General features: G+C 53.2%; 30 protein-coding genes. 14 read left to right on the plus strand and 16 right to left on the minus strand.

Features of this window, described 5'->3' with window-relative positions; all coding sequences use genetic code 11:
* The first annotated feature begins 9 nt into the window (after positions 1–9).
* The 6 genes from AC3Y5R_RS21810 to ubiA all read left to right on the plus strand — a co-directional run bounded on the left by AC3Y5R_RS21810 (position 10) and on the right by ubiA (position 5,653).
* Positions 10–657 (plus strand): YjbF family lipoprotein, encoded by a 648-nt coding sequence (locus AC3Y5R_RS21810; RefSeq protein ID WP_489923070.1) that lies wholly within the window; start codon positions 10–12, stop codon positions 655–657.
* The gene (locus AC3Y5R_RS21815) at positions 654–1,409 is read left to right on the plus strand and encodes a capsule biosynthesis GfcC D2 domain-containing protein (RefSeq protein WP_489923071.1); all 756 of its coding nucleotides are present in this window, start codon (positions 654–656) and stop codon (positions 1,407–1,409) included. The genes AC3Y5R_RS21810 and AC3Y5R_RS21815 overlap by 4 nt, the downstream gene beginning before the upstream one ends.
* Complete coding sequence (locus tag AC3Y5R_RS21820; protein ID WP_489923072.1) at positions 1,409–3,505, plus strand: YjbH domain-containing protein; 2,097 nt, start codon at positions 1,409–1,411, stop codon at positions 3,503–3,505. Before AC3Y5R_RS21815 ends, AC3Y5R_RS21820 begins: the two co-directional genes overlap by 1 nt.
* Positions 3,506–3,692: 187 nt before the next feature.
* Positions 3,693–4,091, plus strand: a complete 399-nt coding sequence (gene psiE / locus AC3Y5R_RS21825; protein ID WP_158781692.1) for a phosphate-starvation-inducible protein PsiE — start codon at positions 3,693–3,695, stop codon at positions 4,089–4,091.
* A 150-nt stretch (positions 4,092–4,241) separates the two neighbouring features.
* On the plus strand, positions 4,242–4,766 hold the full coding sequence (gene ubiC / locus AC3Y5R_RS21830) for a chorismate lyase (protein ID WP_489923073.1): 525 nt from the start codon (positions 4,242–4,244) through the stop codon (positions 4,764–4,766).
* Positions 4,767–4,768: 2 nt separating this feature from the next.
* Positions 4,769–5,653, plus strand: coding sequence for a 4-hydroxybenzoate octaprenyltransferase (ubiA, locus tag AC3Y5R_RS21835; RefSeq protein WP_489923074.1), 885 nt, complete (start codon positions 4,769–4,771; stop codon positions 5,651–5,653).
* A gap of 61 nt (positions 5,654–5,714) precedes the next feature.
* Here ubiA and plsB read toward each other — a convergent pair whose 3' ends face one another.
* Positions 5,715–8,138: a glycerol-3-phosphate 1-O-acyltransferase PlsB gene (gene plsB / locus AC3Y5R_RS21840; RefSeq protein ID WP_489923114.1), complete on the minus strand. Its 2,424-nt coding sequence runs from the start codon at positions 8,136–8,138 to the stop codon at positions 5,715–5,717.
* 128 nt (positions 8,139–8,266) lie between these two features.
* Here plsB and AC3Y5R_RS21845 point away from each other — a divergent pair, with 128 nt between their 5' ends.
* The 4 genes from AC3Y5R_RS21845 (at position 8,267) to AC3Y5R_RS21860 (ending at position 11,138) form a co-directional block, all read left to right on the plus strand.
* Positions 8,267–8,635, plus strand: coding sequence for a diacylglycerol kinase (locus AC3Y5R_RS21845; protein WP_489923075.1), 369 nt, complete (start codon positions 8,267–8,269; stop codon positions 8,633–8,635).
* A gap of 108 nt (positions 8,636–8,743) precedes the next feature.
* On the plus strand, positions 8,744–9,352 hold the full coding sequence (gene lexA / locus AC3Y5R_RS21850) for a transcriptional repressor LexA (RefSeq protein ID WP_489923076.1): 609 nt from the start codon (positions 8,744–8,746) through the stop codon (positions 9,350–9,352).
* Between the two features lie 12 nt (positions 9,353–9,364).
* The gene (dinF, locus tag AC3Y5R_RS21855; protein WP_489923077.1) at positions 9,365–10,687 is read left to right on the plus strand and encodes an MATE family efflux transporter DinF; all 1,323 of its coding nucleotides are present in this window, start codon (positions 9,365–9,367) and stop codon (positions 10,685–10,687) included.
* 241 nt (positions 10,688–10,928) lie between these two features.
* Entirely contained in the window at positions 10,929–11,138 is a 210-nt protein-coding gene (locus tag AC3Y5R_RS21860; protein ID WP_489923078.1) for a CsbD family protein, read from the plus strand.
* A gap of 135 nt (positions 11,139–11,273) precedes the next feature.
* Here AC3Y5R_RS21860 and zur read toward each other — a convergent pair whose 3' ends face one another.
* Positions 11,274–11,789 (minus strand): zinc uptake transcriptional repressor Zur, encoded by a 516-nt coding sequence (gene zur / locus AC3Y5R_RS21865; RefSeq protein ID WP_489923079.1) that lies wholly within the window; start codon positions 11,787–11,789, stop codon positions 11,274–11,276.
* Positions 11,790–12,264: 475 nt separating this feature from the next.
* Between zur and AC3Y5R_RS21870 the strand changes: the two genes are divergently transcribed.
* Positions 12,265–13,509: a conjugal transfer protein TraF gene (locus tag AC3Y5R_RS21870; RefSeq protein WP_489923080.1), complete on the plus strand. Its 1,245-nt coding sequence runs from the start codon at positions 12,265–12,267 to the stop codon at positions 13,507–13,509.
* 397 nt (positions 13,510–13,906) lie between these two features.
* Here the strand turns inward: AC3Y5R_RS21870 and AC3Y5R_RS21875 are convergent, their stop codons facing one another.
* Positions 13,907–14,194, minus strand: coding sequence for a LysR substrate-binding domain-containing protein (locus AC3Y5R_RS21875; RefSeq protein WP_489923081.1), 288 nt, complete (start codon positions 14,192–14,194; stop codon positions 13,907–13,909).
* Between AC3Y5R_RS21875 and AC3Y5R_RS21880 the strand changes: the two genes are divergently transcribed.
* From AC3Y5R_RS21880 to AC3Y5R_RS21890, 3 genes are all read left to right on the plus strand, one after another.
* A complete protein-coding gene (locus AC3Y5R_RS21880; protein WP_489923082.1) occupies positions 14,177–14,770 on the plus strand; it encodes an MFS transporter in 594 nt (197 codons plus the stop codon). The two genes, AC3Y5R_RS21875 and AC3Y5R_RS21880, sit on opposite strands and share 18 nt — an antisense overlap.
* 354 nt (positions 14,771–15,124) lie before the next feature.
* Positions 15,125–15,430 carry a type II toxin-antitoxin system HigB family toxin gene (locus AC3Y5R_RS21885; protein ID WP_489923115.1) on the plus strand — a complete coding sequence of 102 codons (306 nt, stop codon included), beginning with the start codon at positions 15,125–15,127 and terminating at the stop codon, positions 15,428–15,430.
* A complete protein-coding gene (locus AC3Y5R_RS21890) occupies positions 15,427–15,786 on the plus strand; it encodes a helix-turn-helix domain-containing protein (protein WP_489923083.1) in 360 nt (119 codons plus the stop codon). The genes AC3Y5R_RS21885 and AC3Y5R_RS21890 overlap by 4 nt, the downstream gene beginning before the upstream one ends.
* Before the next feature lie 59 nt (positions 15,787–15,845).
* Here AC3Y5R_RS21890 and AC3Y5R_RS21895 read toward each other — a convergent pair whose 3' ends face one another.
* From AC3Y5R_RS21895 to AC3Y5R_RS21955, 13 genes are all read right to left on the minus strand, one after another.
* Positions 15,846–16,097, minus strand: a complete 252-nt coding sequence (locus tag AC3Y5R_RS21895; protein ID WP_489923084.1) for a pyocin activator PrtN family protein — start codon at positions 16,095–16,097, stop codon at positions 15,846–15,848.
* A gap of 29 nt (positions 16,098–16,126) precedes the next feature.
* Positions 16,127–16,693, minus strand: a complete 567-nt coding sequence (locus AC3Y5R_RS21900) for a 3'-5' exonuclease (RefSeq protein WP_489923116.1) — start codon at positions 16,691–16,693, stop codon at positions 16,127–16,129.
* Positions 16,694–16,697: 4 nt separating this feature from the next.
* Positions 16,698–17,084: a hypothetical protein gene (locus AC3Y5R_RS21905; protein ID WP_489923085.1), complete on the minus strand. Its 387-nt coding sequence runs from the start codon at positions 17,082–17,084 to the stop codon at positions 16,698–16,700.
* Between the two features lie 149 nt (positions 17,085–17,233).
* On the minus strand, positions 17,234–17,914 hold the full coding sequence (locus tag AC3Y5R_RS21910; protein ID WP_489923086.1) for a hypothetical protein: 681 nt from the start codon (positions 17,912–17,914) through the stop codon (positions 17,234–17,236).
* Positions 17,911–18,369 carry a hypothetical protein gene (locus AC3Y5R_RS21915; protein ID WP_489923087.1) on the minus strand — a complete coding sequence of 153 codons (459 nt, stop codon included), beginning with the start codon at positions 18,367–18,369 and terminating at the stop codon, positions 17,911–17,913. The genes AC3Y5R_RS21910 and AC3Y5R_RS21915 overlap by 4 nt, the downstream gene beginning before the upstream one ends.
* 214 nt (positions 18,370–18,583) lie before the next feature.
* On the minus strand, positions 18,584–19,063 hold the full coding sequence (locus AC3Y5R_RS21920; protein ID WP_489923088.1) for a class I SAM-dependent methyltransferase: 480 nt from the start codon (positions 19,061–19,063) through the stop codon (positions 18,584–18,586).
* Positions 19,060–19,260, minus strand: a complete 201-nt coding sequence (locus AC3Y5R_RS21925) for a Lar family restriction alleviation protein (RefSeq protein ID WP_489923089.1) — start codon at positions 19,258–19,260, stop codon at positions 19,060–19,062. Before AC3Y5R_RS21925 ends, AC3Y5R_RS21920 begins: the two co-directional genes overlap by 4 nt.
* On the minus strand, positions 19,253–19,996 hold the full coding sequence (locus AC3Y5R_RS21930) for a hypothetical protein (RefSeq protein WP_489923090.1): 744 nt from the start codon (positions 19,994–19,996) through the stop codon (positions 19,253–19,255). Before AC3Y5R_RS21930 ends, AC3Y5R_RS21925 begins: the two co-directional genes overlap by 8 nt.
* Positions 19,993–20,526, minus strand: coding sequence for an HD family hydrolase (locus AC3Y5R_RS21935; RefSeq protein WP_489923091.1), 534 nt, complete (start codon positions 20,524–20,526; stop codon positions 19,993–19,995). The genes AC3Y5R_RS21930 and AC3Y5R_RS21935 overlap by 4 nt, the downstream gene beginning before the upstream one ends.
* Positions 20,527–21,342, minus strand: coding sequence for a ParB/RepB/Spo0J family partition protein (locus AC3Y5R_RS21940; protein WP_489923092.1), 816 nt, complete (start codon positions 21,340–21,342; stop codon positions 20,527–20,529).
* A gap of 75 nt (positions 21,343–21,417) precedes the next feature.
* Positions 21,418–22,227 (minus strand): YfdQ family protein, encoded by an 810-nt coding sequence (locus tag AC3Y5R_RS21945; protein ID WP_489923093.1) that lies wholly within the window; start codon positions 22,225–22,227, stop codon positions 21,418–21,420.
* Between the two features lie 42 nt (positions 22,228–22,269).
* Positions 22,270–22,632, minus strand: a complete 363-nt coding sequence (locus AC3Y5R_RS21950) for a YfdP family phage-associated protein (protein ID WP_489923094.1) — start codon at positions 22,630–22,632, stop codon at positions 22,270–22,272.
* A gap of 610 nt (positions 22,633–23,242) precedes the next feature.
* Entirely contained in the window at positions 23,243–23,473 is a 231-nt protein-coding gene (locus AC3Y5R_RS21955) for a hypothetical protein (protein ID WP_489923095.1), read from the minus strand.
* Positions 23,474–23,593: the final 120 nt, after the last annotated feature.

Below are 23,593 nucleotides of genomic sequence, written 5' to 3' on the forward strand. Positions count from 1 at the left end.
CTCACACAGGTGCGCTATATACCACTGCTGCTTCTATGCCTGTTGCTCCAGGCCTGTACACAAACACAAAAAGGACTGACCGATTCGGTAAAACTCGCCCTGCTGGGGCCAGACGATGTTCAGGTCACCCCTGAACAGGTTGAAAGCCTGCCCTATGCCAGCATGTATCTGCGCGTGAATGACGGGCAGAGGATCTTCGTGGTGCTGGGTTTTGATGAAAACGGTCAGCAAAAGTGGATCACCCGCGACCGCTCGGTGGTGGTCACTCAGCATGGGCGGGTGGTGAAAACGCTTGGGCTGACTAACAATCTGGTGGATGTCACCAATCTGCAGCAGGATCCGCTGGCCAATGCATTGCACCTGACGGAAGGGGCCAGTTGGACGCGGACGCTGAGCTGGACCGAGGCCGGGAAGTTTCGCGCCGGTACGGCGGTTTCTCACTTCACGCGAGGGAACGATCAGGTGCTGGATCTGGCGGGCAATAAAGTTGCCTGCCGCGTCTGGCAGGAGCACGTAGAGCTGGCCGCAGACGGTAAATCCTGGACCAACATCTTCTGGGTCGACACTACCACTGGTCAGGTCCGCCAGTCACAGCAGATGCTGGGCGGCGATTACTTCCCCATTGAAACCACCATCCTGAAGCCGGCGAAATCATGAAAAAAATAACCTCTCTCCTCGCAGGGATGGCTGCCTGCGTGTCGCTGAGCGTGTCTGCGGAAAGCCAGGTCACGGTCTTTTATCCGGGGCAGACGCAGACGGCAGTGGTCAGCCATGCGCAAAATCTGGCTCAGCTGGTGACCAGCCCGGAGCTGAAGGGCAAAACCTGGTGGCCGGGTACGGTGATCGCCGAAAAAATGGCGACGGCGGTGGCGCTGCAACAGCAACAACAGCTGCTGGCACGGCTGAAGGCGTGGAGCAACGAGCTGCATGCGGATGATGATGCGGATAAAGCAGCGGTAGTGGATAACCTCCTGCAGCAGGTGGCCGCAGTGAAAGTGACCGGACGGCAGATCGTCAATCTCGATCCTGACTGGGTACGTGTGCGTGCGGCGGAAAACCGCCGTCTGGAAGGCGATTACAGTGTGTATACCCTGCGAGAGCCAACCAATGTGACCCTGGCGGGCCTGGTCAGCGGCAGCGGGAAAACGCCGTGGCTGCCCGGACGGACTGTTGTTGATTACCTCGGTGACCACGACCGTCTCGACGGTGCGGAACGTAACTTTGCGACGGTGATTGCACCTTCGGGCGAGACAACGGAAGTGCCGATTGCTTACTGGAATCGCCGCCACGTTGAGCCAGAGACTGGCAGCATTATTTACGTTGGCTTCTCCTCCTGGTCGCTGCCTGGCCAGTATGCAGATCTTAACCAGCAGATTATCTCTGTTCTGACGCACCGGATCCCTGACTGATGAAAAAAACCTGTCTTCTCAGCCTGCTGGCAGTTTCCGTTGCCTGCGCCAGCCAGGCCCAGGCGGCCACCTGGCCCGATGCGCCAGGTCCTTCTCAGTCCGACTTCGGCGGTGTGGGCCTGCTGCAGGTGCCCACCGCGCGTATGGCAAAGGACGGCGAGTTCAGCCTGAACTATCGCTACAACGATCAGTATCGATTTTACTCCTCGTCGGTACAGCTGTTTCCCTGGCTCGAAGCGACGATCCGCTATACCGATGTGAAAACCCGTCGTTACAGTGCGGTAGAGAGTTTCAGTGGTAACCAGTCTTATAAAGACAAAGCCTTCGACCTGAAAGCGCGTTTGTGGCAGGAAGGCTACTGGCTGCCGGAATTCTCGGTGGGCGCCCGTGACCTTGGCGGTACGGGTCTTTTCGACAGTGAATATTTTGTGGCGACCAAAGCCTGGGGACCATTCGACTTTACGCTGGGACTGGGCTTCGGCTACCTCGGCAACAGCGGCACGGTGAAAAACCCATTCTGTGAAGCTGACAGCAGCTACTGCTACCGTTCAGACAACAATGGCACCGCGGGTTCAGTCAGCGGCAAGGACATGTTCAAAGGCCCGGCGGCCCTCTTTGGTGGTGTGGAATATCAGACGCCGTGGCAGCCGTTGCGCCTGAAGGTGGAGTACGAAGGCAACAATTATCAGGACGATTTCGCCGGGCGCCTGGAGCAGAAAAGCAAAGTTAACGTCGGGGCAATTTACCGTCTTACCGACTGGGCCGATGTTAACGTCAGCTATGAGCGTGGCAACACCTTTATGGCGGGCTTCACGCTGCGCACCAACTTTAACGATCTGCATTCAGCCTCCGTCGATGTGCCCAAACCGGCTTACAAGCCGCAGCCACAGGGCGAATTCCTTGATTTGACCGTGGCGGCAGACCAGCTGACCGATCTGAAATACAACGCCGGCCTGACGGGGCCGAACATGCAGGTGAAGGGCAATACCCTGTACGTGACCGGCCAGCAGTCCAAGTACCGCAATACCCAGGAAGGGATCGACCGCGCGAACGTGATCGTGATGAACAACCTGCCACAGAATGTGGATACGGTGGACGTCACGGAAACCCGCAACCGGATGCCGCAGGTGACCACCCGGACCAGCGTGGATAGCCTGCGTCAGCAGCTGGAAGGTTATCCACTGGGTCAGGAAAAAACGCTGGATCAGCAGCGCGTCAATCCGGTTGATCCGGGCCGTACTGAACAGGGTTACCATATCGATCCGGATGACTTTACCTACAATATTGCGCCGGTGCTGAACCAGTCTGTTGGCGGACCGGAAAGCTTCTACCTTTATCAGGTTGGGGTGATGGGCAGCGCCAGCTACTGGCTGACTAACCACCTGTTGCTTGACGGCAGCGTGTTTGGCAACCTGGCAAACAACTACGACAAGTTCAACTACAACGGCGCACCTTCTGATTCCTCGTTACCGCGCGTACGTACCCATATTCGCGACTACGTTGAAAACAACGTCTATGTGAATAACCTGCAAGCCAACTACATGCACTACCTCGGAAATGGCTTCTATGGGCAGGTTTATGGCGGTTATCTGGAAACGATGTACGGCGGTGTGGGGGGCGAAGTGTTGTACCGTCCGCTCGACTCTGACTGGGCATTTGGCGTGGATGCCAACTACGTCAAGCAGCGTGACTGGGACAACATGATGCAGTTCACCGACTACAACGCAAAAGTCGGCAATCTGACCGCTTACTGGCGACCTTCGTTCTTCAACCATCAGGTGCTGGTGAAGGCGAGCGTCGGGCAGTATCTGGCCGAAGATAAAGGGGCAACGATTGACGTCTCTCGCCAGTTCGACAGCGGCGTGATCGTCGGGGCTTACGCCACCAAAACCAACGTATCAGCAGAAGAATACGGTGAGGGCGACTTCACTAAAGGCTTCTACATATCGATTCCGATGGATCTGTTCACCGCCACGCCAACCCGCGGCCGTGCGCAGGTTAACTGGACGCCGCTGACGCGAGATGGCGGTCAGATGCTGGGTCGTAAGTACCAGCTGTATGATATGACCAGCGATCGCGACGAAAACTTCCGTTAAGTGACAGTGGGTCAGATTCCACCTGGCCCGCTGTATTCAGCGAAGTGAACATCTCAGGGGCGAATGGCTTCGTCCCCTCTCTGTCCGCCTGCCCCTGCGCAAAAACTTGTGAACTTCGTCACGCTGAAGCATATTGTGCATGTCGGGATTATCCTGACAGTTAACAGTGACTTCAGAGGATGTTTGCATGATTACCGCCACACGAATTGCCTGGGTTCTACAGATGGTGCTGAATATTGGCCTGATTATTCTGGCCGGTATTCTGGCGATTTTTTTGGGCAAGGAAACCTTCCACCTGGCCAACGTATTGTTGAACACCGGCGAGCAGACTTCCTCTTATCTGTTGATCGAGGGGATTGTTATCTACTTCCTCTATTTCGAGTTTATTGCCTTAATTGTCAAATACTTCCAGTCGGGATATCACTTCCCGCTGCGCTATTTTGTCTATATCGGTATCACGGCGATTATCCGTCTGATTATCGTCGACCATAAAAATCCGTTTGATACGCTGGCCTACTCGATCGCGATCCTGATCCTGGTGTTCACCCTGTGGCTGGCGAACAGCAACCGACTGAAAAGGGAATAAGCTGCAAATCCTGGAGGCCCGGCCGCCTGTAAAGCGTCTCGCGCTATTGACGGCCAATGCTCCCAGCACAGGCTGGGTATTAATATTCTGTGTTCTCAGGCAGGGTCTGCGTTACACTATCCCTCCAAAATTTTTTGCCCGGAGAGGCCAATGACCGATCACGCGCTGACACAGCTGCGCGCCCTCGAATGGCTACCCACTTCCTCATCTTTACTGACGGCCCCGCAGCTTGACTGGCTGATGGAAGAAGATTCCATGACCCGGCGCTTTGAGCGCCATTGTGGTCGGGTCACGGTTGAGGTGTTGCAGGAAGGATTTATCAACGTGGAACAGGTGGGGACTGAAGCGTCCTTATTACCGCAGGAGTCGCGTTACTGGCTGCGGGAAATCCTGCTGTGCGGCGACGGGGTTCCCTGGCTGGCTGGCCGCACCGTTGTGCCGGAGTCGACGCTGAACGGTCCGGAGCAAATGCTGCAGCAGCTGGGCACGCGCCCGCTGGGCCGTTACCTGTTTGCCTCTTCAACCCTGACGCGCGATTTTATCGAACCAGGGCTGGTGGACGGATTGTGGGGACGTCGCTCGCGTCTGCGTCTCTCCGGCAAACCATTATTACTGACCGAACTGTTTTTACCGCCCGCACCGCTCTACTGGTCGGTGCAGGCCGAAGGGTGTTAGCTGTGGAAAGAAGTTTGCCAATGAGTAAATTCCAGGCATACAGCCGCCTGATGCGTATCGACAAGCCGATTGGATCGCTGCTGCTGCTGTGGCCGACCCTGTGGGCTCTGTGGCTGGCCGGAATACGCATTCCACCGCTGAACGTGCTGGCAGTCTTTATCATCGGCGTGTTCTTTATGCGTGCCGCAGGATGCGTGGTGAATGACTTCGCCGACCGCAAAATCGACGGCCACGTGAAGCGTACCCAGTCCCGTCCACTGCCCAGCGGCGCGGTGACCACAAAAGAAGCTAAGGTGCTGTTTGCCGGGCTGGTGCTGGTCTCTTTCTGTCTGGTGCTGACCATGAATGCGATGACCATCTGGCTTTCGTTCGGCGGGCTGGCGCTGGCATGGGTTTATCCGTTTATGAAGCGCTACACCCATCTGCCCCAGGTGGTGCTGGGCGCGGCCTTTGGCTGGGCGATCCCGATGGGCTGGGCCGCGGTGAGTGAAACCGTGCCGCTGGCTTGCTGGCTGCTGTTCCTTGCAAATATCTGCTGGACGGTGGCCTACGATACGCTGTATGCGATGGTGGATCGCGATGATGATCTGCGGATTGGAGTGAAGTCGACGGCGATCCTGTTCGGTCGCTTTGATAAGCTGATCGTTGGCCTGCTGCAGTTCGCCACGCTGGTGCTGATGGCGTTGATTGGCTGGATGATGCAGTTGGGCGGCGCGTTTTACTGGTCACTCCTGCTGGCCGCCACGCTGTTTGTGCATCAGCAGCGGCTGATTACCACCCGTGAGCGTGATGCGTGTTTCCAGGCCTTCCTGAACAATAACTATGTCGGCCTGGTCCTGTTTGTCGGTATTGCGCTCAGCTGCGCGCCACTGAACAGCTGGCTCTGATCGGCAGGCAGAAAAAAAGGCCGGTGAGCAATCACCGGCCTTTTCATTTCAGAACCCCGATTTACTCGTGCGCTACCGCACTTTCAATGGTCATCCTGACTTCCTGAGTAATCAAATCTGCCAGCATCTGGTAGACCTTGTGGGTCTGCTCAACCAGCGCATCGCCGGTATCGCTGATATAGCCTTCGTCGCGCAGCGTCAGCACCAGCGTGGAGAATACCGCCTTGTCGAAGAACTCCGGCGCATTGATACCGTGCAACACTGACAGACGCTGAGCCATCGTCCGGCTCTCTTTCTCCAGCGTACCGCGGTTAATCGACGGATTAGCACTGAGGATTGAGAAGGTGATCGCATAACGCTGCAGCGTCTCACGCACGCCAGCAGCCAGCAGTTGCAGAGTATGGAAACGGGCAGGGCTGAGGCGTAACTTCTGCTCATCAGCGGTCAGCAGACCCTGACGGGCCATTTCGCTGACCAGCGCGTCCAGCACGGTCGGCAGGTTCTCTTTATCCCAGCGCAGGAACAGCTCGGTTTTCAGCATTAGATAGATCACGCTGACCTGGCGCAGCAGCTCGGCACGTGTCAGTTCCCGATGCTGCATCAGGATTACCGCAATCACCGACGGCATCACCAGCATATGGTGAATGTTGTTACGGTAATAGGTCATCAACACCGCTTGTTCACGCGGCAGAACGATGATTTCTCCGATATTATCCTGCTCAATCTCGAACTTGTTCATGCCCAGCGCATGATCCAACAGCGCTTCTGGCGTCATATCCGGCACGGTGGAGTCCGGCGAATATGGCACGTTGCGCATCAGCTGCGTGTAACATTCCAGCTGTTCGGTCAACTGCTCACGGGTCAGTGAACGCTGACGTGAAGCCAGCAGGGCGGTTACGCACAGGTTCATGGCGTTAGCTGCACCGGCGTTGTTGATACGCACCATCACGCGCTGAGCAATATCGTTCACCGCAGGCGTCAGCCATGCCGGGCGCTGTGCCTCGATAGGGTCGATAGAGTCACGCCATTCCGGCACGTGCTTGTTCAGGTAGTTAACCAGCGGCAGCGGTTCACCAAAGTTAACGTAGCCCTGGCCCAGGTTACGCAGCTTGCGCAACCCGTTGACCATCTGCATAAAGCCTTCTTTCTCTTTAGTCGCACCGCGCAGCTCTTTGGCGTAAGTTCCCACCTCCATCACGTGCTCGTAACCGATATAGATCGGCACCAGCGTGATAGGACGGTTGCCGCCACGGAGCATAGCCTGGATGGTCATTGACAGCGTGCCGGTTTTCGGATCCAGCAAACGACCGGTACGGGAGCGGCCGCCTTCCACAAAGTATTCCACCGAATAGCCACGGGTAAACAACTCACCCAGGTATTCACGGAACACGGTGGAATAGAGCTTGTTGCCCTTAAAGGTACGACGGATAAAGAACGCGCCCAGACGGCGGAAAATCGGGCCTGCTGGCCAGAAGTTCAGGTTGATACCGGCGGCGATATGCGGCGGCACCAGCCCCTGGTGATAAAGCACGTAGGAGAGAAGCAGATAGTCCATGTGGCTGCGGTGGCAGGGCACGTAGACGATTTCATGGCCGTCCTGTGCCAGCTGACGCACGCGCTCGCCGCCATTCACATTAATCCCCTGATACAGCTTGCTCCACGTCCAGCCCATCACGCGGTCGGTCAGGCGGATCGCTTCATAGGAGAAGTCTGCGGCAATCTCTTCCATCAGCTCGACGGCGTTCTGCTGAGCTTTTTCATGGGAAATTTTCTTGCTGCGCGCCTCATCTTCTACCGCCTTGGCGATAGCTTTGGACTGCAGCAGCTTATTGAACAGATCCTGACGCACCGGCAGACGAGGGCCAATTGCGGCCAGACGCTGGCGGGCAAAGTGCATTCTGGCCACTCTTGCCAGCTTCTGGGCAATGGTTTTGTCCGTACCGTGTTCAGTAGCCATGCGGCGCAGCGAAACAATCGGCGAAAAACGCACGAAGCTGTCGCGGCCCAGCCACAGTACGGCGAAGAACTTCTGCACACCGTTCAGCACCCGCAGATGAGGCTGATCGTCGCCCTGCACTTCACGGCCTGGTGCGCGGCCAAACATCACCGATACCGGCACCATTTGCACATCAAGCAGCGGGTTACTGCGGTGCAGATCCAGATACTCGTGAAACAGCTTTACTGATTCCACGTTCGGCATGAAATAGGGGAACACGCGGGGGCCATCATGGATAAATACATGGCGTGGCAGTACGGTACCGTCAATTTCCAGCGGATCGAGAGGATCGGGGAGATCCTGTTTGCGACACTGTTCTCGCAGCGCCAGAAGATCGGCCTTTGAATCGTACGGCAGCACATACATAATAGGGCGCGATGTATCGAGCCCCAGCTCAGCGACCGGCTCGGCAGGAATCGCTTTACTTTTTACCAGGAGTTTAACCGGTAAATTCAATAAGTTATAATATAAATTACGCCAACCTGACATAGACAACATGAAGCCTCTTGTTAGCAAAGCGCGGCAAGCATACCAGAAAGCGCTTGCGAGATCTGTGGTGTTGCAAAATGTGCGCCACTCACACATTGACGTTAAAGATCACAAAGGGTTCCCTCATTATGGCAAATAACGTCACCGGATTGACCCGAATCATAAAAGCCGCAGGCTACTCATGGAAAGGCCTGCGTGCCGCCTGGCACAACGAAGCGGCCTTCCGCCAGGAAGCGATTGCGGTGATTGTCGCGATTGTGGTGGCCTGTTGGCTGGATGTGGATGCGATCACGCGCGTGCTGCTGATTGGCTCTGTGGTGCTGGTGATCATCATTGAGATCATCAACAGCGCGATTGAAGCGGTAGTCGATCGTATCGGCAGCGATTTTCATCCTTTATCTGGCCGGGCGAAGGATATGGGGTCCGCCGCCGTGCTGCTGGCTATTTTGCTGGCGCTATTTACCTGGATAACGCTCCTGTTTGCGCATCTGGGCTAAGGTTTGCTCAATCTGACGGGTTCAGTGTTTTTTCTCCATGTTTAGGTTTTCATCGCGTAAATACCTGTATATACTCACAGTCGACTGTATAAACAACCAGGGGGCGGGATGAAAGCATTAACGGCAAGGCAGCAACAGGTTTATGAGCTGATACGCGACCATATTAACCAGACCGGCATGCCGCCAACGCGGGCGGAAATCGCTACGCAGCTTGGCTTCCGTTCCCCCAATGCGGCTGAAGAACACCTTAAAGCACTGGCGCGTAAAGGGGTGATTGAGATCGTTTCCGGCGCATCACGCGGAATCCGTCTGATGATAGAAGAAGTGGAAGGCCTGCCGCTGATTGGCCGCGTCGCCGCCGGTGAGCCGCTGCTGGCCGAGCAGCATATCGAAGGCCACTATCAGGTTGACCCTGGCCTGTTCAAACCCAGTGCGGATTTCCTGCTGCGCGTCAGCGGTATGTCGATGAAAGATATCGGCATTATGGATGGTGACCTGCTGGCCGTGCATAAAACCCAGGACGTGCGTAATGGCCAGGTTGTGGTGGCACGTATTGATGATGAAGTGACCGTGAAGCGCCTGAAGAAGCAGGGCAATGTGGTGCAGCTGCTGCCAGAAAACAGCGAATTCCAGCCGATTGTGGTCGATCTTCGTCAGCAGACGCTGTCGATTGAAGGATTGGCTGTGGGTGTGATCCGCAACGGTAACTGGTTGTAATCCCTATTTATCGTGCGATTTCTGACCTCTTCAGATAAACACCTCTGGCGGCTCGCGCTGCCGATGATCCTGTCGAACGTCAGCGTTCCGCTGTTGGGGCTGGTCGATACCGCCGTCATTGGTCATCTCGACAGCCCCAGCTATCTTGGCGGCGTGGCGGTGGGGACCACCGCAACCAGCTTTCTGTTTATGCTGCTGCTGTTTCTGCGCATGAGTACCACCGGGCTGACCGCACAGGCCTTTGGCGCAGGCGACAAACCCGCGCTGGCAAGGGCCCTGATGCAGCCCCTGCTGATTGCGCTGCTGGCCGGGCTGGCCTTTATCCTGCTGAAATCCCCTCTGAACCATCTTGCGCTGTCGATAGTCGGTGGCGACCCTGCGGTGTTACATCAGGCCGCGTTGTTTATGAATATTCGCTGGCTGAGTGCCCCGGCCACGCTGGCAAATCTGGTGTTGCTGGGCTGGCTGCTTGGCGTGCAGTACGCCCGGGCCCCGGTGATCCTGCTGGTGGTCGGCAACCTGGTGAATATCGTGCTGGACCTGTGGCTGGTGATCGGTCTGAAGTGGGGCGTTGAAGGTGCCGCTGCGGCCACCGCCATTGCCGAATATGTCACGCTGATTATCGGGCTGTTGATGGTCTGGCGGGTGATGAAGCTGCGTGGCATTTCCCTGGCGATGCTGAAAACGGCGTGGCAGGGGAACATTGCCAGGCTGCTGCGTCTGAACCGCGATATTATGCTGCGCTCGCTGCTGCTGCAGTTGTGCTTTGTTTCGTTGACCATCTTTGGCGCACGCCTTGGCGCTGAGGTGGTGGCGGTGAATGCCGTTCTGATGATGTTCCTGACCTTTACTGCCTATGCGCTGGATGGCTTTGCCTACGCGGTGGAAGCCTGCTCGGGTGAAGCATACGGAGCGCGGGATGGCAGCAAGCTACTGTCGATTTGGCGCGCAGCGTGCCGACAAGCCGGGGTGGTTGCGCTGCTGTTTTCGCTGTTCTATGCCTTTTCCGGGCCCTGTATTATTGAGTTACTCACCTCACTGCCTGAACTGCGGCAGCAGGCGGACGCTTACCTGTTCTGGCAGATAGTTCTGCCTGTCTGCGGCGTGTGGTGTTATCTGCTGGATGGGATGTTCATTGGTGCCACTCGTGCCAGCGAGATGCGCAACGGCATGGTGATTGCAGCACTGGGCTACGGGCTGACGCTGTTTACCGTGCCATTGCTGGGCAATCATGGCTTGTGGCTGGCTGTGACGGTGTTCCTGCTGTTGCGTGGCGTGACCCTCTGGTTTATCTGGCGACGCCACTGGCAGAACAGCAGCTGGTTCGCTGATTGACATATTTAGTTACTTAAGTTTGCCGCTTCGTTAGTTCATGATCTCCCTGACTTTTCGCTATCTCTTATCTCTTTTCTGTTCCTTTTTCGGGCCAGAAATTCGCCATGACAGGCAAAACCTCCATTATATACTATTATTATCTGTGAGTTCAGCTGTTAAGTAGCGACTTATATTGCTGTTGTAGCTTTTGCTGAGACGATTCCACTAAAACTGTTAGCACCTAAGGTCGAGGAGTGACAAGATGAATAAAGACGAAGCCGGCGGTAACTGGAAGCAGTTAAAAGGTAAAGTGAAAGAAAAATGGGGCAAGCTGACTGATGACGATATGACCGTCGCTGAAGGCAAACGAGATCAGCTTGTTGGTAAAATTCAGGAGCGTTATGGCTATGCGAAAGACCAGGCTGAGAAAGAAGTCAGCGACTGGGAAAGCCAAAATAACCACCGCTTCTGACCTGTTCTCTGATATGAAGTAAGTGTTTCAGGACGATGCTCCTACTCTGGCACACGGAAAGTGCCACTTACCTTTCCAGTCCTTATTTCCCCCCGAAAATTCCTCTCCAGAGTCAATCAGTCACTCTATTTATGTTTAACGCCCGCGCTTTTTCGTGTTGACGGTATGGTCATGCTGGCACGCATCCTGATGTGTACAGGCTTCCACTTCCACACACTCGCGACACAATCCATGCGCTTCGATAACGCTATTGGTCAGGGCAAAGCCTGAAGACAGGGCCAGCGATTTTAAGATTTTTTCAACGCCATCAGCATGCTTTTCCGCCACGGCACCACAGCGATCGCAGATTAACATCGCCGACGTGTGCGAAGGCTCTTCGAAATGGTGGCAGACCACATAGCTGTTGGTTGACTCGACACGATGCACAAAACCCTGTTCGAGCAGGAAATCCAGCGCACGGTAAATAGTTGGCGGTTTTGCCTGTGGCTCAGTGGCCCGCAGCAGGTCAAGCAGGTCATAGGCGCTGATGGCACCATGGTGCTGGCTCATCAGACGCAGCACTTCCAGACGCTGCGGCGTAAGCCGGACATTGCGCTGCTGACAGAGCGCCTCAGCCTGCGACAGGATTTTTTCAGCACTGCTTACGTTCATAACTTTCCCCGGGGCCAGATCAGATTGTTATGTTATCACGCCCGCTGCAAAACGCCGAATCCCGCCCCATCGCGCCTTTTGACCAGATTAATCAGGCTTAACCGGCTGAATGCGCTCTGAAAATAACTGGTATTTGCATTAAGCGTTAATTGTGAAGTGATATTAAACTTTTTCACTCTGTTAGTTGTGCCATAAAATTTCAATAAAACTCTATTAATGTTAGTTGCAGCCTGAAATGTTACTGACTACCTTGATAAGGGGGTTTAAGACAGTTCTGTACAGAAAAAACCGAGATAACAGGCTTATACATTAGTCTGATAACAGATAAACAAATTAGCAATGAGCAGAAAAGCCCCTGCATTGTCCCTTAATTCACAGCAATGAATTGCCGTCTGTATGTTCATTATGCAGTCAGATGCAGTGTGCACGCTTTTGATAAGCGCTTTCTCCTCTTTCTGGATGGGTTTAAGGTAAAATGGCATATAAATTCAGCAAGTTAAGCAGGTTTTCCCTGCCTGTTTTGTTCCCCGCCTTATTTCTTGCTCCGCTCAGCGCGCTGGCTGCAGGCAATTATTATGATGCACGCAACGACGCAATGGGTGGGACAGGGGTTGCCTCTTCAACCTACGGCACTGCGGTGCTGGCTAACCCGGCGCTGATGACCAAAGCGAAACCCGATGACGATGTCAGCATTATTTTGCCAGCGGTGGGCGTGCAGATGACGGATAAAAACAAGCTGATCGACAAGGTCGATGACCTGACCGACAGCGTGGATCGTTATCAGGACATTGCCAACAGTTCATCGTTTAGCTTTGCTGATTATCCAAAAATTCAGTCTGCGGCAGGCGATCTGGCCGGTCAGCTGCGCGGCATCAAAGGTAACCAGGCATCCGGCACGGCGGGCGCAGCCTTTGCCGTCACGGTCCCGAACGCAGTTCTGCCCTTTGCCTTCGTGACTAAAGCCTACGGCACGGCGCACGTCACGGCGGACGTGACCCAGAGTGATATCGATTATCTGCAGGGCGTGGCGGACGGCACCGTCTTCCCACTGCCTGGCGACCAGAATAAGCTGACCTCAGCGGGCCTTGGCCGTGGTGCAATTGTCTATGACTACGGCATTGCCATCGCGCATGAGTTCAACATCGGCGGTCATCCGGTTTCATTCGGCGTGACCCCGAAGCTGCAGAAAGCCTACCTGTATAACTACAGCGCGTCGGTTTATAACTACGACAAATCAGACTTTACCAAGGGGCGCTATAAAAACAGCGACAGCGGCTTCAACATCGATGCCGGTGCAGCAACCGATTTGGGCGATAACTGGACGCTGGGATTAAGCGCGCAGAACCTTATCTCCCGCGATATCGATACCAAAGAAATCAGTGGCTACAAAGATACCTACCAGATCAGCCCAATCGTCACGCCTGGCGTATCGTTCCACACTGAACGCTTTACTGCCGCGCTGGATGTGGACGTCACGCCAACCAAACGCTTTAAAACGCAGGGCGAAAGCCAGTATGCTGGCGTGGGTGCGGAATACCGTCTGTTGAGCTGGTTGCAGCTGCGTGCGGGTTACCGTGCGGACATGAAAAATACCGATACTAACGTGGCAACAGCCGGTTTTGGCCTGTCACCGTTTGGCAAAGTGCATCTGGATCTGGCCGGTATGAAGGGAGATGACAACACCTGGGGTGCCGTTGCCCAGCTGAACTTTACCTTCTGACGGTAAGCGGGCGGGAAGGCCGGACTGGTCCTGAAATGTTGGACATTCATCTGACATATCAGGATTGGTTCAGCTCCCCCGCCCCTAGTTATACCGCTCAGGTTCCAGTATCGACCGCCTGCTTTTGCTGCCGGGGCCGCAGCCACTTCAGCAGGCCAATTCCCCCTGTGACAGCCGCTCGCTTTTCTTTTTCTGCTTCAGCATCATTTTCTCACTGAGTACGAACGTTCTTTCTCACCTGGGAAAGGGGACTTCAGCAGGCGGGATAACACAATATAAACCCGCTGTGAGCCATCTCTCAACAGGGACAGGATGAGGTGAATCTGGTCACATTTCCGACGTTCTCTTTTCGGGCATGGGCCTGAACCTGGGAAGGTAACCGTGATCTTCATCACCGCTAATTCTGCCCTTTACCCAGTCCCAGTTCGGCCAGCAGCCAGTCCCGCGGGCTTTTGAAAGTCTCGAACGCCGGATGAGGGTGCTTATTACGGGGGTAAACCAGATAGTGCCCGATGTAGTGAATCTCCCGGGTACTGTCGACCAACGGGCAGACCAGCGTGCCACGCTGCAGCTCGCGCTCAGCCAGCAGCTTGGATTCCAGTACCACGCCCAGACCATCCACCGCTGCGGTAATCGCCATAAAGCTGCGATTGAAGCGCAGGCCATATTGTCGCGGTGGCAGCAAATCGTTGGCTTCAAACCAGCCCTTCCACTGATTATGCTGTCGTATGTAGTGCTGGCAAGCATCACCACGAAAGAACATGTGCTGTGGGGAACGCTGATTGGTTCCGCTATTGGCCTGGTCAGGCATCTGATCTATGGTTCGCTGAGCGACAAAGTGGGCCGCCGTCCGATCTTCCTGATCGGCGCGATCTTCACCATTCTGTTTGGCATTCCGATGTTTATGATGATCAACACTGGCGCGGTGCTGATGGTGGTCACGGCGGTTTCTCTGTCGCTGCTGTTCAGCCACGATCCGATCTTTGCCGTCGAGTCGAGCTGGTTCTCCGAGCAGTTCCCGGCCCATGTCCGTTCCTCAGGTATTTCACTGGGCTATAACGGGGCTTCCGTGGTGGCTGGCTTACTGCCCTTTATCGCCACTGGCGTGTACGGCATGGTCGGCTGGATTGGGCCGGCGGTGATGTTCTCAATGCCTGGCGTCATCTCTGCACTCTGCGCGTTCCGCACGAATGAGACGGCTCCGGTGATTGTTGAGAAGCAGGCAGTGAGCCGCGTGCCTTCCAGAGCAAGGACGGTGTAGTTTAACGGGATAAGCTCAAACCGGACTGACAGGTCACTCCTTCAGCCCGGTTTTGGTTTCTGCCGCGGGTGATTGCTGAAGCCAGGCATGCTATCATTGCGCACAATATCGTCATTTGTTAATCACACCGAGTTTGCGCGCTTTATGACCCAGAGTTTACCTGCCCACCGCTTTTCCATTGCCCCTATGCTGGATAGGACTCACTAGTATATAAAAACAATGAGTTATGATTTCATGGTGTCCTATTGGTGTCCCGATACTGAAAATAATGCTCACTTTCCCCTGCTGATTCCTATAGTCCCCAAATGGGATAAATGCTTGCAAAAGTCCCACTATGGGACTATGATAAAACTCATGAAGATAATCTCAGTTGCTCCATTAAGGGAATTTTGGGCGGTTTATCCCGATGCAGAACAACCGCTAACCAGTTGGGTTGACGAGGTTAAAAAAGCGAACTGGAAGACGCCAGCAGAGATTAAGGTGCACTACGGCTCAGCCAGCATCCTCAAGAATAACCGCGTTGTATTTAACATTAAGGGGAATGATTACAGGTTGATCGTTTCGATTTTCTATCCCCCTGGGTGGGTTTACGTAAAGTTTATCGGGACCCACAAAGAATATGACGCTGTAGATGCAAACACTGTGGAGTTAAGACGATGATCATCAAACCAATCCGAACTGAGGAAGACTACCAGGCGGCTCTTGATGTCGTTTCCCCTATGTTCGATAACCAACCGGAAATTGGCTCCCCTGAATTTGATTACATGGAAGTTATGGTGCTGCTTATCGAAGCATACGAGAATGAGCATTATCCAATATCTCCGCCAGACCCGATTGAAGCCATAAAATTCAGGATGGATCAGCAGGGTCTTACGGTTAAGGATTTGGAACCAGCAATTGGTAAATCTAATCGGGTTTATGAGGTTCTGTCAGGGAAACGCGGCTTGAGCCTCGCGATGATCCGTAATCTTCATAATCAGTTTGGTATTCCGCTTCAGAGCCTCATTGGGGTGTAAACTAACAGCCCCCTTTTGACAGGCATAAAAAAAAGGGGTGACCTCTCGGCCACCCCTTTTCAAAGCATTTTTTCCAACTCTTCCTTGGCTTCCTTCCTTCGCTTGTCTATAAATTCAGCCAGGTCCGTAACATGGATCATCCTGGGTGATTTCTGGCTCTCACCGATCCGAAACGTTGGTATCGGCAGTTCACCGCAGTTAGCCTTTTTATCGGCAGTAGAAGGGCGCATACCCAGATAGCGTTCAGCGACAGCAGCGAGAGGGATCGTTGATGTCTCGAACTCCGCCATAAGCAGAAATACTGTGTTCATTCTATTCTCCCGCTGATGTCGCAGCATTATTATGCTGTGTGAGGAGCCATCAACCGCTGGTGGATTGCTGAAACGTATCTGGCTTGATGGATAGCATCAGCCAATGCATTGTGGCGTTCGCCGTCGAATGGTATTGCTTGCTTGGGGTCAAAACCTAACTGTCGGCCCAGATGTACCATTGTTCGGACGTCCAAATCGTTAAACCACTCCCAGCAAGGCTTGATGTTGCATCGCTCGAACGCGCCGCGCAGGATCACGTTATCGAAACTGGCTCCGTTACCCCACACCATCAACTTGCGCGTATTCTCAACGTTCTGGGTTACAAAGCTGATCAGCTCATTCAAAGCCTTTTTAACTGGAATAGCATCTTCAGATGTGATCGCTGCGCGGGCTTCTGTGCTCTGCTGCATCCACCAGAGAATAGTTTTACCATCTACGCCACCGCCAACTGCCATATCGCTATCCAGCTTAACGGTAACGGAAAGTTCAGCGCCAAGTTCGCCAGTACGTGGTTCAAAGAAAACCGCACCGATAGCCACTATCGCCGCATCGGGTTTATTGCTCATAGTTTCAAGGTCAATCATTAAATGGTTCATTGTGCTATTCATGCACTTTCTCCTGTTTTGGCGCTGCTTCAAGCATCGCTGCCCATGCGGCTAACAATTGCGAAATACCATCCATATATACATCACCAGCGGTAAGCATTTCATCAGTAGGCTCTACCGGCACCAGTCGCCACCCGTCCGGGGCGCTGGGTGCTGTCGGGGTGGTGTAGACAGGTACGTTACAATCATCGGATTTAGTCGGCCATACGCGGAAAACAGCTCGAGCATCATCACGGAAATAACCGATCGGCTTAGCATCCATTACCGCCAGAAGTGCGCGGGCCATGTGACGCATCTCATACGCAGATAATGTAGTGACATAGCTGCATTGAGACATCTCTTCCAGCCTTTCCAGGCTCAGGGTTGTGATTGGGTTAGTCATTTTTTACCCTTAACCATGCCGCACAGGATTAGTGCAGCAATGATATACAAGTTAGTTACCAGGAAAGAGACATCAGATTTTGTCTGGTCGTATACATGACCAGAGTAAAACATCAGTCCAGTGGCACAAATAGCGGCAAGTAATGGCATCTACTCGCCCTCCACGTTGAAACCAGCCGCCACTACAGCAGCGATCCACTTTTCATCATGCTCATGTATGGTGTCTCTTACCCACCCTATGCACTTGGTGTCAGGCTTAACAACTGGCTTAATCGCCTTGCAGCCAAGCGCTTTGGCGTCAGCAATGGCCTGGTTATATCCGATTGCTTCATGGTATGTAGCCATGTACACATCTGGGATTTTTCGTTCAGTTGGCAACACAGCAGGCTGGGCGTCGATATTGGACAAACCTTCCATGAACCACACAGTGTGGTCTATGTCATTCGCGCAGGGCTTCATTGCACCATCTTTAACTTTTCGCCAGAACGCAATAAAGTGTTCCAAGTTAGCAAGTTCTTTTGGTGGCTCCCCCACTGCTTTGTCGCGCCTTGCGATTTCGGCCTCTGCTGTCTCTGCTCTTAGCCGCCATTCACGCATAGAGTCCATCGCGTCGATAGTGATACCACCCTCGCGCTCTGCTTCGGATTGCAACTCAGCAACGCGCTGCTGTGCCGCGTCCAGTCGGTATGAAACTGCTGCGCGAATTTTGTTAATTTCTTCCTGCGCGTCATCTTCCGATCTAACTTCACGAACATCAACACAGGACAAACACAGCCAATCAATGAACTGATCGTTCGGAAAATCTTTAATTCTTTCGCTTAATGGTTTCATGGCTGCTCTCCCGCGCGAAGTTTGGCGGCGAAGCTGCGTAACTCTCTCTCAGCTAAAAGAGCTGAATCCGTGGGGCAAGTCGTGTCTCTTAGGCCGCGCTTTAGATCGCTTAGCTTTTTATCGGAAAGATTGAAAATCGCGTATGCAATGTTATTTGCGGAGTACAACATCACATCACGTGCATTCTCTTTCTCAGCAGCCAGCTGCTGCACCTGCTCCCGCAGCGCCGCCAGCTCTTTTTCTGCAACTTCTTTATCCTCTCGGTGAACGGTTTGCAACTCAGAGCTTGCACGCAATGCTGCGTCCAACTCAGCAATACGCGCCGCCTGTGTGCCGATGGTTTCACGGGAGCCAATCAGTTCCAGCGCCATTGAGACAATCTCCTCGGTGACATTGCACAGACGCTTATTGAGAGCGAATTCCTGCAGGCGCTCAGTTGTTAATGTAATTGTCATGCTGGCTCCTCAGCGAAATTTGGTTGGAAAATTAAGCAGGAACAAAAAGCCGAAAACAGCACATAACCCCAACCCCAGGCACCCCAGTACTATTAATATCCAGATCAGAACTGACCCAATTAATGCAATCATTGCACTCGCTCCCGTTTAAATGGCTTACTGAACAGCCACGGCTGAACGCTTAACGGTTTGGTTTTATCGTATGGGCGCTGGTTCATGAGGCCTCCTTCATAAACACAATCCAGTGGGTTTTATCGGCCTTGCCAGTGCGCTGCCAGATTGTCGGAACCTGGTCTGTGAGGGCGATTATCTGGCTGATGGGTATCTGCGTCTCATTCCACTTGAAGATTAGGGTGCCTTGTGTCCGCAGCACGCGGAATGCTTCAGCAAACCCTTGCCTGATGTCGTCTTGCCACGTATCGCGGTTCAGCCGTCCATACTTTTTACCCATCCACGCCTTTTCGCCCACATTGACAAGATGAGGCGGGTCAAACACAACTTGTGAAAATGAGTTATCAGCGAACGGTAGATAGCGGAAATCTGAAATAATGTCCGGCGCGATATGCAGCGCCCGGCCATCACAGAGCGTATGCGATTCACTGCGGATGTCAGTAAAGACAGCGCGCGGATCGGACTTGTTCAACCAGAACATTCTGGAGCCGCAGCACATATCGAGAATAGGGCGCTGGTTCATGCGTCACCTCCGATGCGCTTATTCCAGGCTCTTGAGGCCATCTCCAGCTTATCCCTTCCGATGAACTGAGCTGATTGAGCATCACAGGAATGGCAACGAACTATTGCGGATCTGTCCGTGCAGTCGTCCTCATACTGAGCAAATACCTCTACACGATTGCTACCGCAGAAAGGGCACGGTTTTAATTGCTCACGCATGGCCGCCTCCCTGCTCACCTTCAACTTCAACTTCTGCCAATCTCAACTTAATGACAGGAATCAGCGCACGGTAAATATCACCGTGCTGGTTGTCGCTGTGCGTGTTGCTAACAGCTGATTCAAACTCGTCGATCGTTCCTGAAAAGCAGTCATGGCGAACCATAATGGTGTTGTCTTTTTGCCGAAATGCACTCAGGAAACCATTTTCTGAACCGATTGGCCCAATAGTGATCCAGTGCGCATTGCCGGACACCCGCGCATTGCCGTACACCCGCGCATTGCCGTACACCCGCGCATCGCCGGACACCCGCGCATTGCCGTACACCCATGCATCGGCGTACACCCGCGCATTGCCGTACACCCGCGCATTGCCGGACACCCATGCATCGCCGGACACCCATGCATCGGCGTACACCCATGCATCGCCGGACACCCGCGCATCGCCGTACACCCGCGCATTGCCGTACACCCGCGCATTGCCGGACACCCGCGCATCGCCGGACACCCGCGCATTGCCGTACACCCGCGCATTGCCGGACACCCATGCATCGCCGTACACCCGCGCATTGCCGGACACCCATGCATTGCCGGACTGATCCAGATTTTTCTCTGACTCTACCCAGCCACCCAAATCGCCGGTATAAACATCACCAAATGAAATAAGGGCACGGATACGGAATAACTTTCTGCCGAAAAACTCTTTTGATAATTCTGCTACAAGTTCAAACTTTTTCATTTTGACACCTCACCGGCGCGGAGTTCGTTAAAGCGTTGCATGAACCTGACCAGCGCCTGACGTGGCGAAAGAGGGGCAATAAACATTGGGGCTGGGTCAATACCATCAAGGATCGGCCAGGGTGTGCCATCATCAAGACCAAATTCCCGGCGTTCTGTCGCCAGCATGACCAGATCGGCATGCTTAACAGGTTCAGACATAGCTGGTGGAAGATTAAACTTCCAGGCAATCACCATCTCTACGTTGCTGATAATGGCCCGGTAATCTGGCAGAAGAGATTTCAGCGGTGAATTGATGTCGCTGCAGTATGCTTCAGCCGCGTCATGGAGAAGGGCCTCCAGCGCATATTCAGGCGGCACCAGTTCACTAACCAGCACTGAATGCTGAGCAACGCTGTAAAATTCCGGCACATGGCCGGTGAAGCGGCAAATATTCGACAATGCGGTGGCTATGTCTTCGATGCAGATGGATTCCGGCTGAATGTCGCGGAAATTAAAATGTTTGCCTGTGATTGTGGTGATCCAGCTCATTTATTTGACCTCTGTATCGGCTTTTATTCCCTGACGGTATTCGGCCAGGATGCGATTAATCTCTTCAGCGGTGCCAGCTGTCAGGATCAGGCAATCGCCGTTGCTGCTGCTGAAAATCGAGTCACATAGCAGTTCCAGCACACGCCGGGCTTTACCTGCGTTGAACTGAGGTTTAGCGATACTCTTTGTAATTTTCGTTTTCCCGGCATCTTCAGCCTTTTTCATTAACCGGGCGGCTTCGCGATCAGCATAAACACCGTGTTCGCGTGAGATATTTATTGCCAGCGCATAATTCAGTGAGCCAGAGCGCACCAGGCTTTTTAGATAGGGAGAACACTCATTAAGCTGGATATGCTGGAGAACATCGGATTCTGAGCGTTTGACCTTTTTGGCTATTTCCGCGTTAGTGAATCCCTGATTCTGCATGCGCATATAACCCATGCCGCGCTCCAGCGGGGTAAGTGCAAGCCCCTGGGAGCTGGTGATCATGAATGCGATTTTATCGGCTTCGCTACCAACAAAATCCTTACACTCAAGTCGAATAATTTCGTGCCCCATCTCAACGGCCGCCAGCGCCCCATAATAACGATGGTGTCCGTCAATGACTTTCACCCCTCGTTCCGTAACTTCAACGGCTAAAGGGGGGAGATATTCTCCGGCGATAAAAGCGTCGCGGAATTCTTCAACGTGGGGCTGGTTTAACTCACGAACGTTGTAACCTTCCTCGGCATATATTTCCGCGAGGGGAACCATGAATGTTTTTTTAGTCGTGAGCCCTGAATCTTTATTGTTATAAAGCTGGCCTAAGCTTGCCATTGTCTTTCTCCTGAAAATAAATGCTTTGCTATGCGCCACCTCAGGCGGCGCATAAAACAACACTCAGCTGGTGGATCAGACTGAGCCTTCAAAGACCGGAACGTCAGATAACTGGTTTTCTAAATCAGTGACGATTTCCTGAAATGCGTGCTCAACAATTTTTGATGGTTCGATCAGCTCAAACCAAAGCGCCAGCTGACCATCACGCAGGCGGTATCGAATACGTGCATCAACCTGATAGGGTTCGCCGTTATGGAATGGCGCAATTGCCAGGCTAATTTTTTCCGGCATGGAGGTATTGCCCGCACCTGATTTTTCGTCGCTGTAGGACATCTGGAAAGTACCATCCTGCAGGCGACGCACTGATTTGAACTCAGCTTTGCGTGTTTCCTGAAACGCGAGGACCATTTCAAGCAGCGCTGTACCAGAAGGACCTGGGTAATCGTCGCTGACAGGTGCAATATTCTGGATATGGTTTTCAAGAAACTCAGCAAAGTCAGTCTGCCCCATCGCTTTTTTGTCGCGTCCAGCCCACTCTTTCCAGTCTTCGGATAAGGGGCAGTCATAGACAGCTTTATGATCTCCCCAGTTCGCCGCTGCGGCTGATTCGTGGTAATCCAGAACGGCGACGATTTTGGTGTTTTCTTTGTCAGCAAAGACCACTGAACGCTCGTCTTTGAATTTTGTGATGTAGGCGATCAGGGAAGATGGAGAGATAAGACGCACACGTTGACGAATACGGGAGGGCGAGAGCTGGTGGCCCTCCAATGATTCAACGCAATAGTTTTCTGGTAAAGCAATTGCAGGGATTTCTGTTTTTGGCACAAGGCTGATCGCTGTCAGATCACGAATTTCTGACACGACAGTGCTTTCAATATCTTTCATTGAATATTCCTTTCAGGTTGTTGAAAAAATTTTGTTTGGGAATTACTGGCTGGTTTGCAATTTGATGGGTGCTGCCTGGGCTGGTTTATCGATAACGCGCAAATCAAGTTGAGTCTGGCTCGGATCGTCGCGTAACAAATCGCCGTCAGCGTTGGAAAACATAATCGTGTCTGCGCGGTCCAGTTCCGGGATAGTTCGTGAAACTTTCGGCGTTAACTTCATCGTGTTTTCATCACGTGTATTCAGCATTGCGCAGTTCAGCGTTAACGTTACCGCGCCTTTTTTACCCGTCTCACGCACGGCCTTAATTACTTCTGCCAGAGCTTCAGTTAATTCAGCGTCAAGAGTGCCACGGTTGATATAAGCCAGTTGCTGGCTGAATGGAGTGCATTTATTTTCAGACATGGAGTTTCCTTTTCAGAGTGGATTACCTTTCTGCGTCAGGAGCCTGCCAATCCAGCTCTTACGCAAAACTGTAATGATTTTGGGTTTACGAACGGCCTGCACACCACGTGTAACGCGCATGAGGTCGGTAAAGGTCGGGTTTGATTTGAACATGGTAGGTCTCCGTAAAAAGGCGTCCGGCAGGAATCGAACCCGCACACGGGCTGGAGAGGCCAGCGCATCACCTGATCGGACACATAAAAAAGGGCGGTTACCCGTCAGAACATTATCTTCACTCCTCCTGTTGGATTGGTTTGAAGACCGGATAACCGCCAAAACTACACACAGTCATGGATGATTGCCCATTACGCCGGGCCAGCGTTACCCTGGTGAGGCAATTAGAAGGGCACTGCCTGAACGTGCTGCTGAGCTATACCCTCGCCAGCACACAGAACCCTTCCTGTTGCCGCAATCATTATCGATTTAGTGATTGCTGCCTGCTTTTAACCACATCAGGCGAGGTGGCCCCTGTTATTCCCCAACAACAAGGATTCGGTTAATATGAGTGACCCCAACAGCAAAACGGAAATGGAGCTTCATGACGCGCTCAGAAGTATTAACTCAGTGCCTTTTAAATACCGGTTGTGGTCTTACTGAAAAAGATATCCGGCATGGAATTATTCAAACTTTCGCTGAAGAATTTCCAGATGAGGATTACGACGACAAAATTTAAATAGTCAGCTGCAACGGCGCTGTCGGTATTCATGCATTGAATGAGAGCACCGTTAACCCTGAGCTCAACAAAGCGGTTATCAAATTTCCTCCCCTCTAACGCTGAGGCATCTTCTTGACTAATTTTCATGCTTCACTTCCTCGTAAATGGTTGTCTTTTGTTTAAACGGAATTTGGTGATGACGCGCTGCGCCGCTGATCTCCGCAGTTGCGCTTTTTCACGCTGCAATTCGCGCCATCGCAAAATTCT

It is taken from the genome of Erwinia sp. 009765445 (assembly GCF_058137865.1).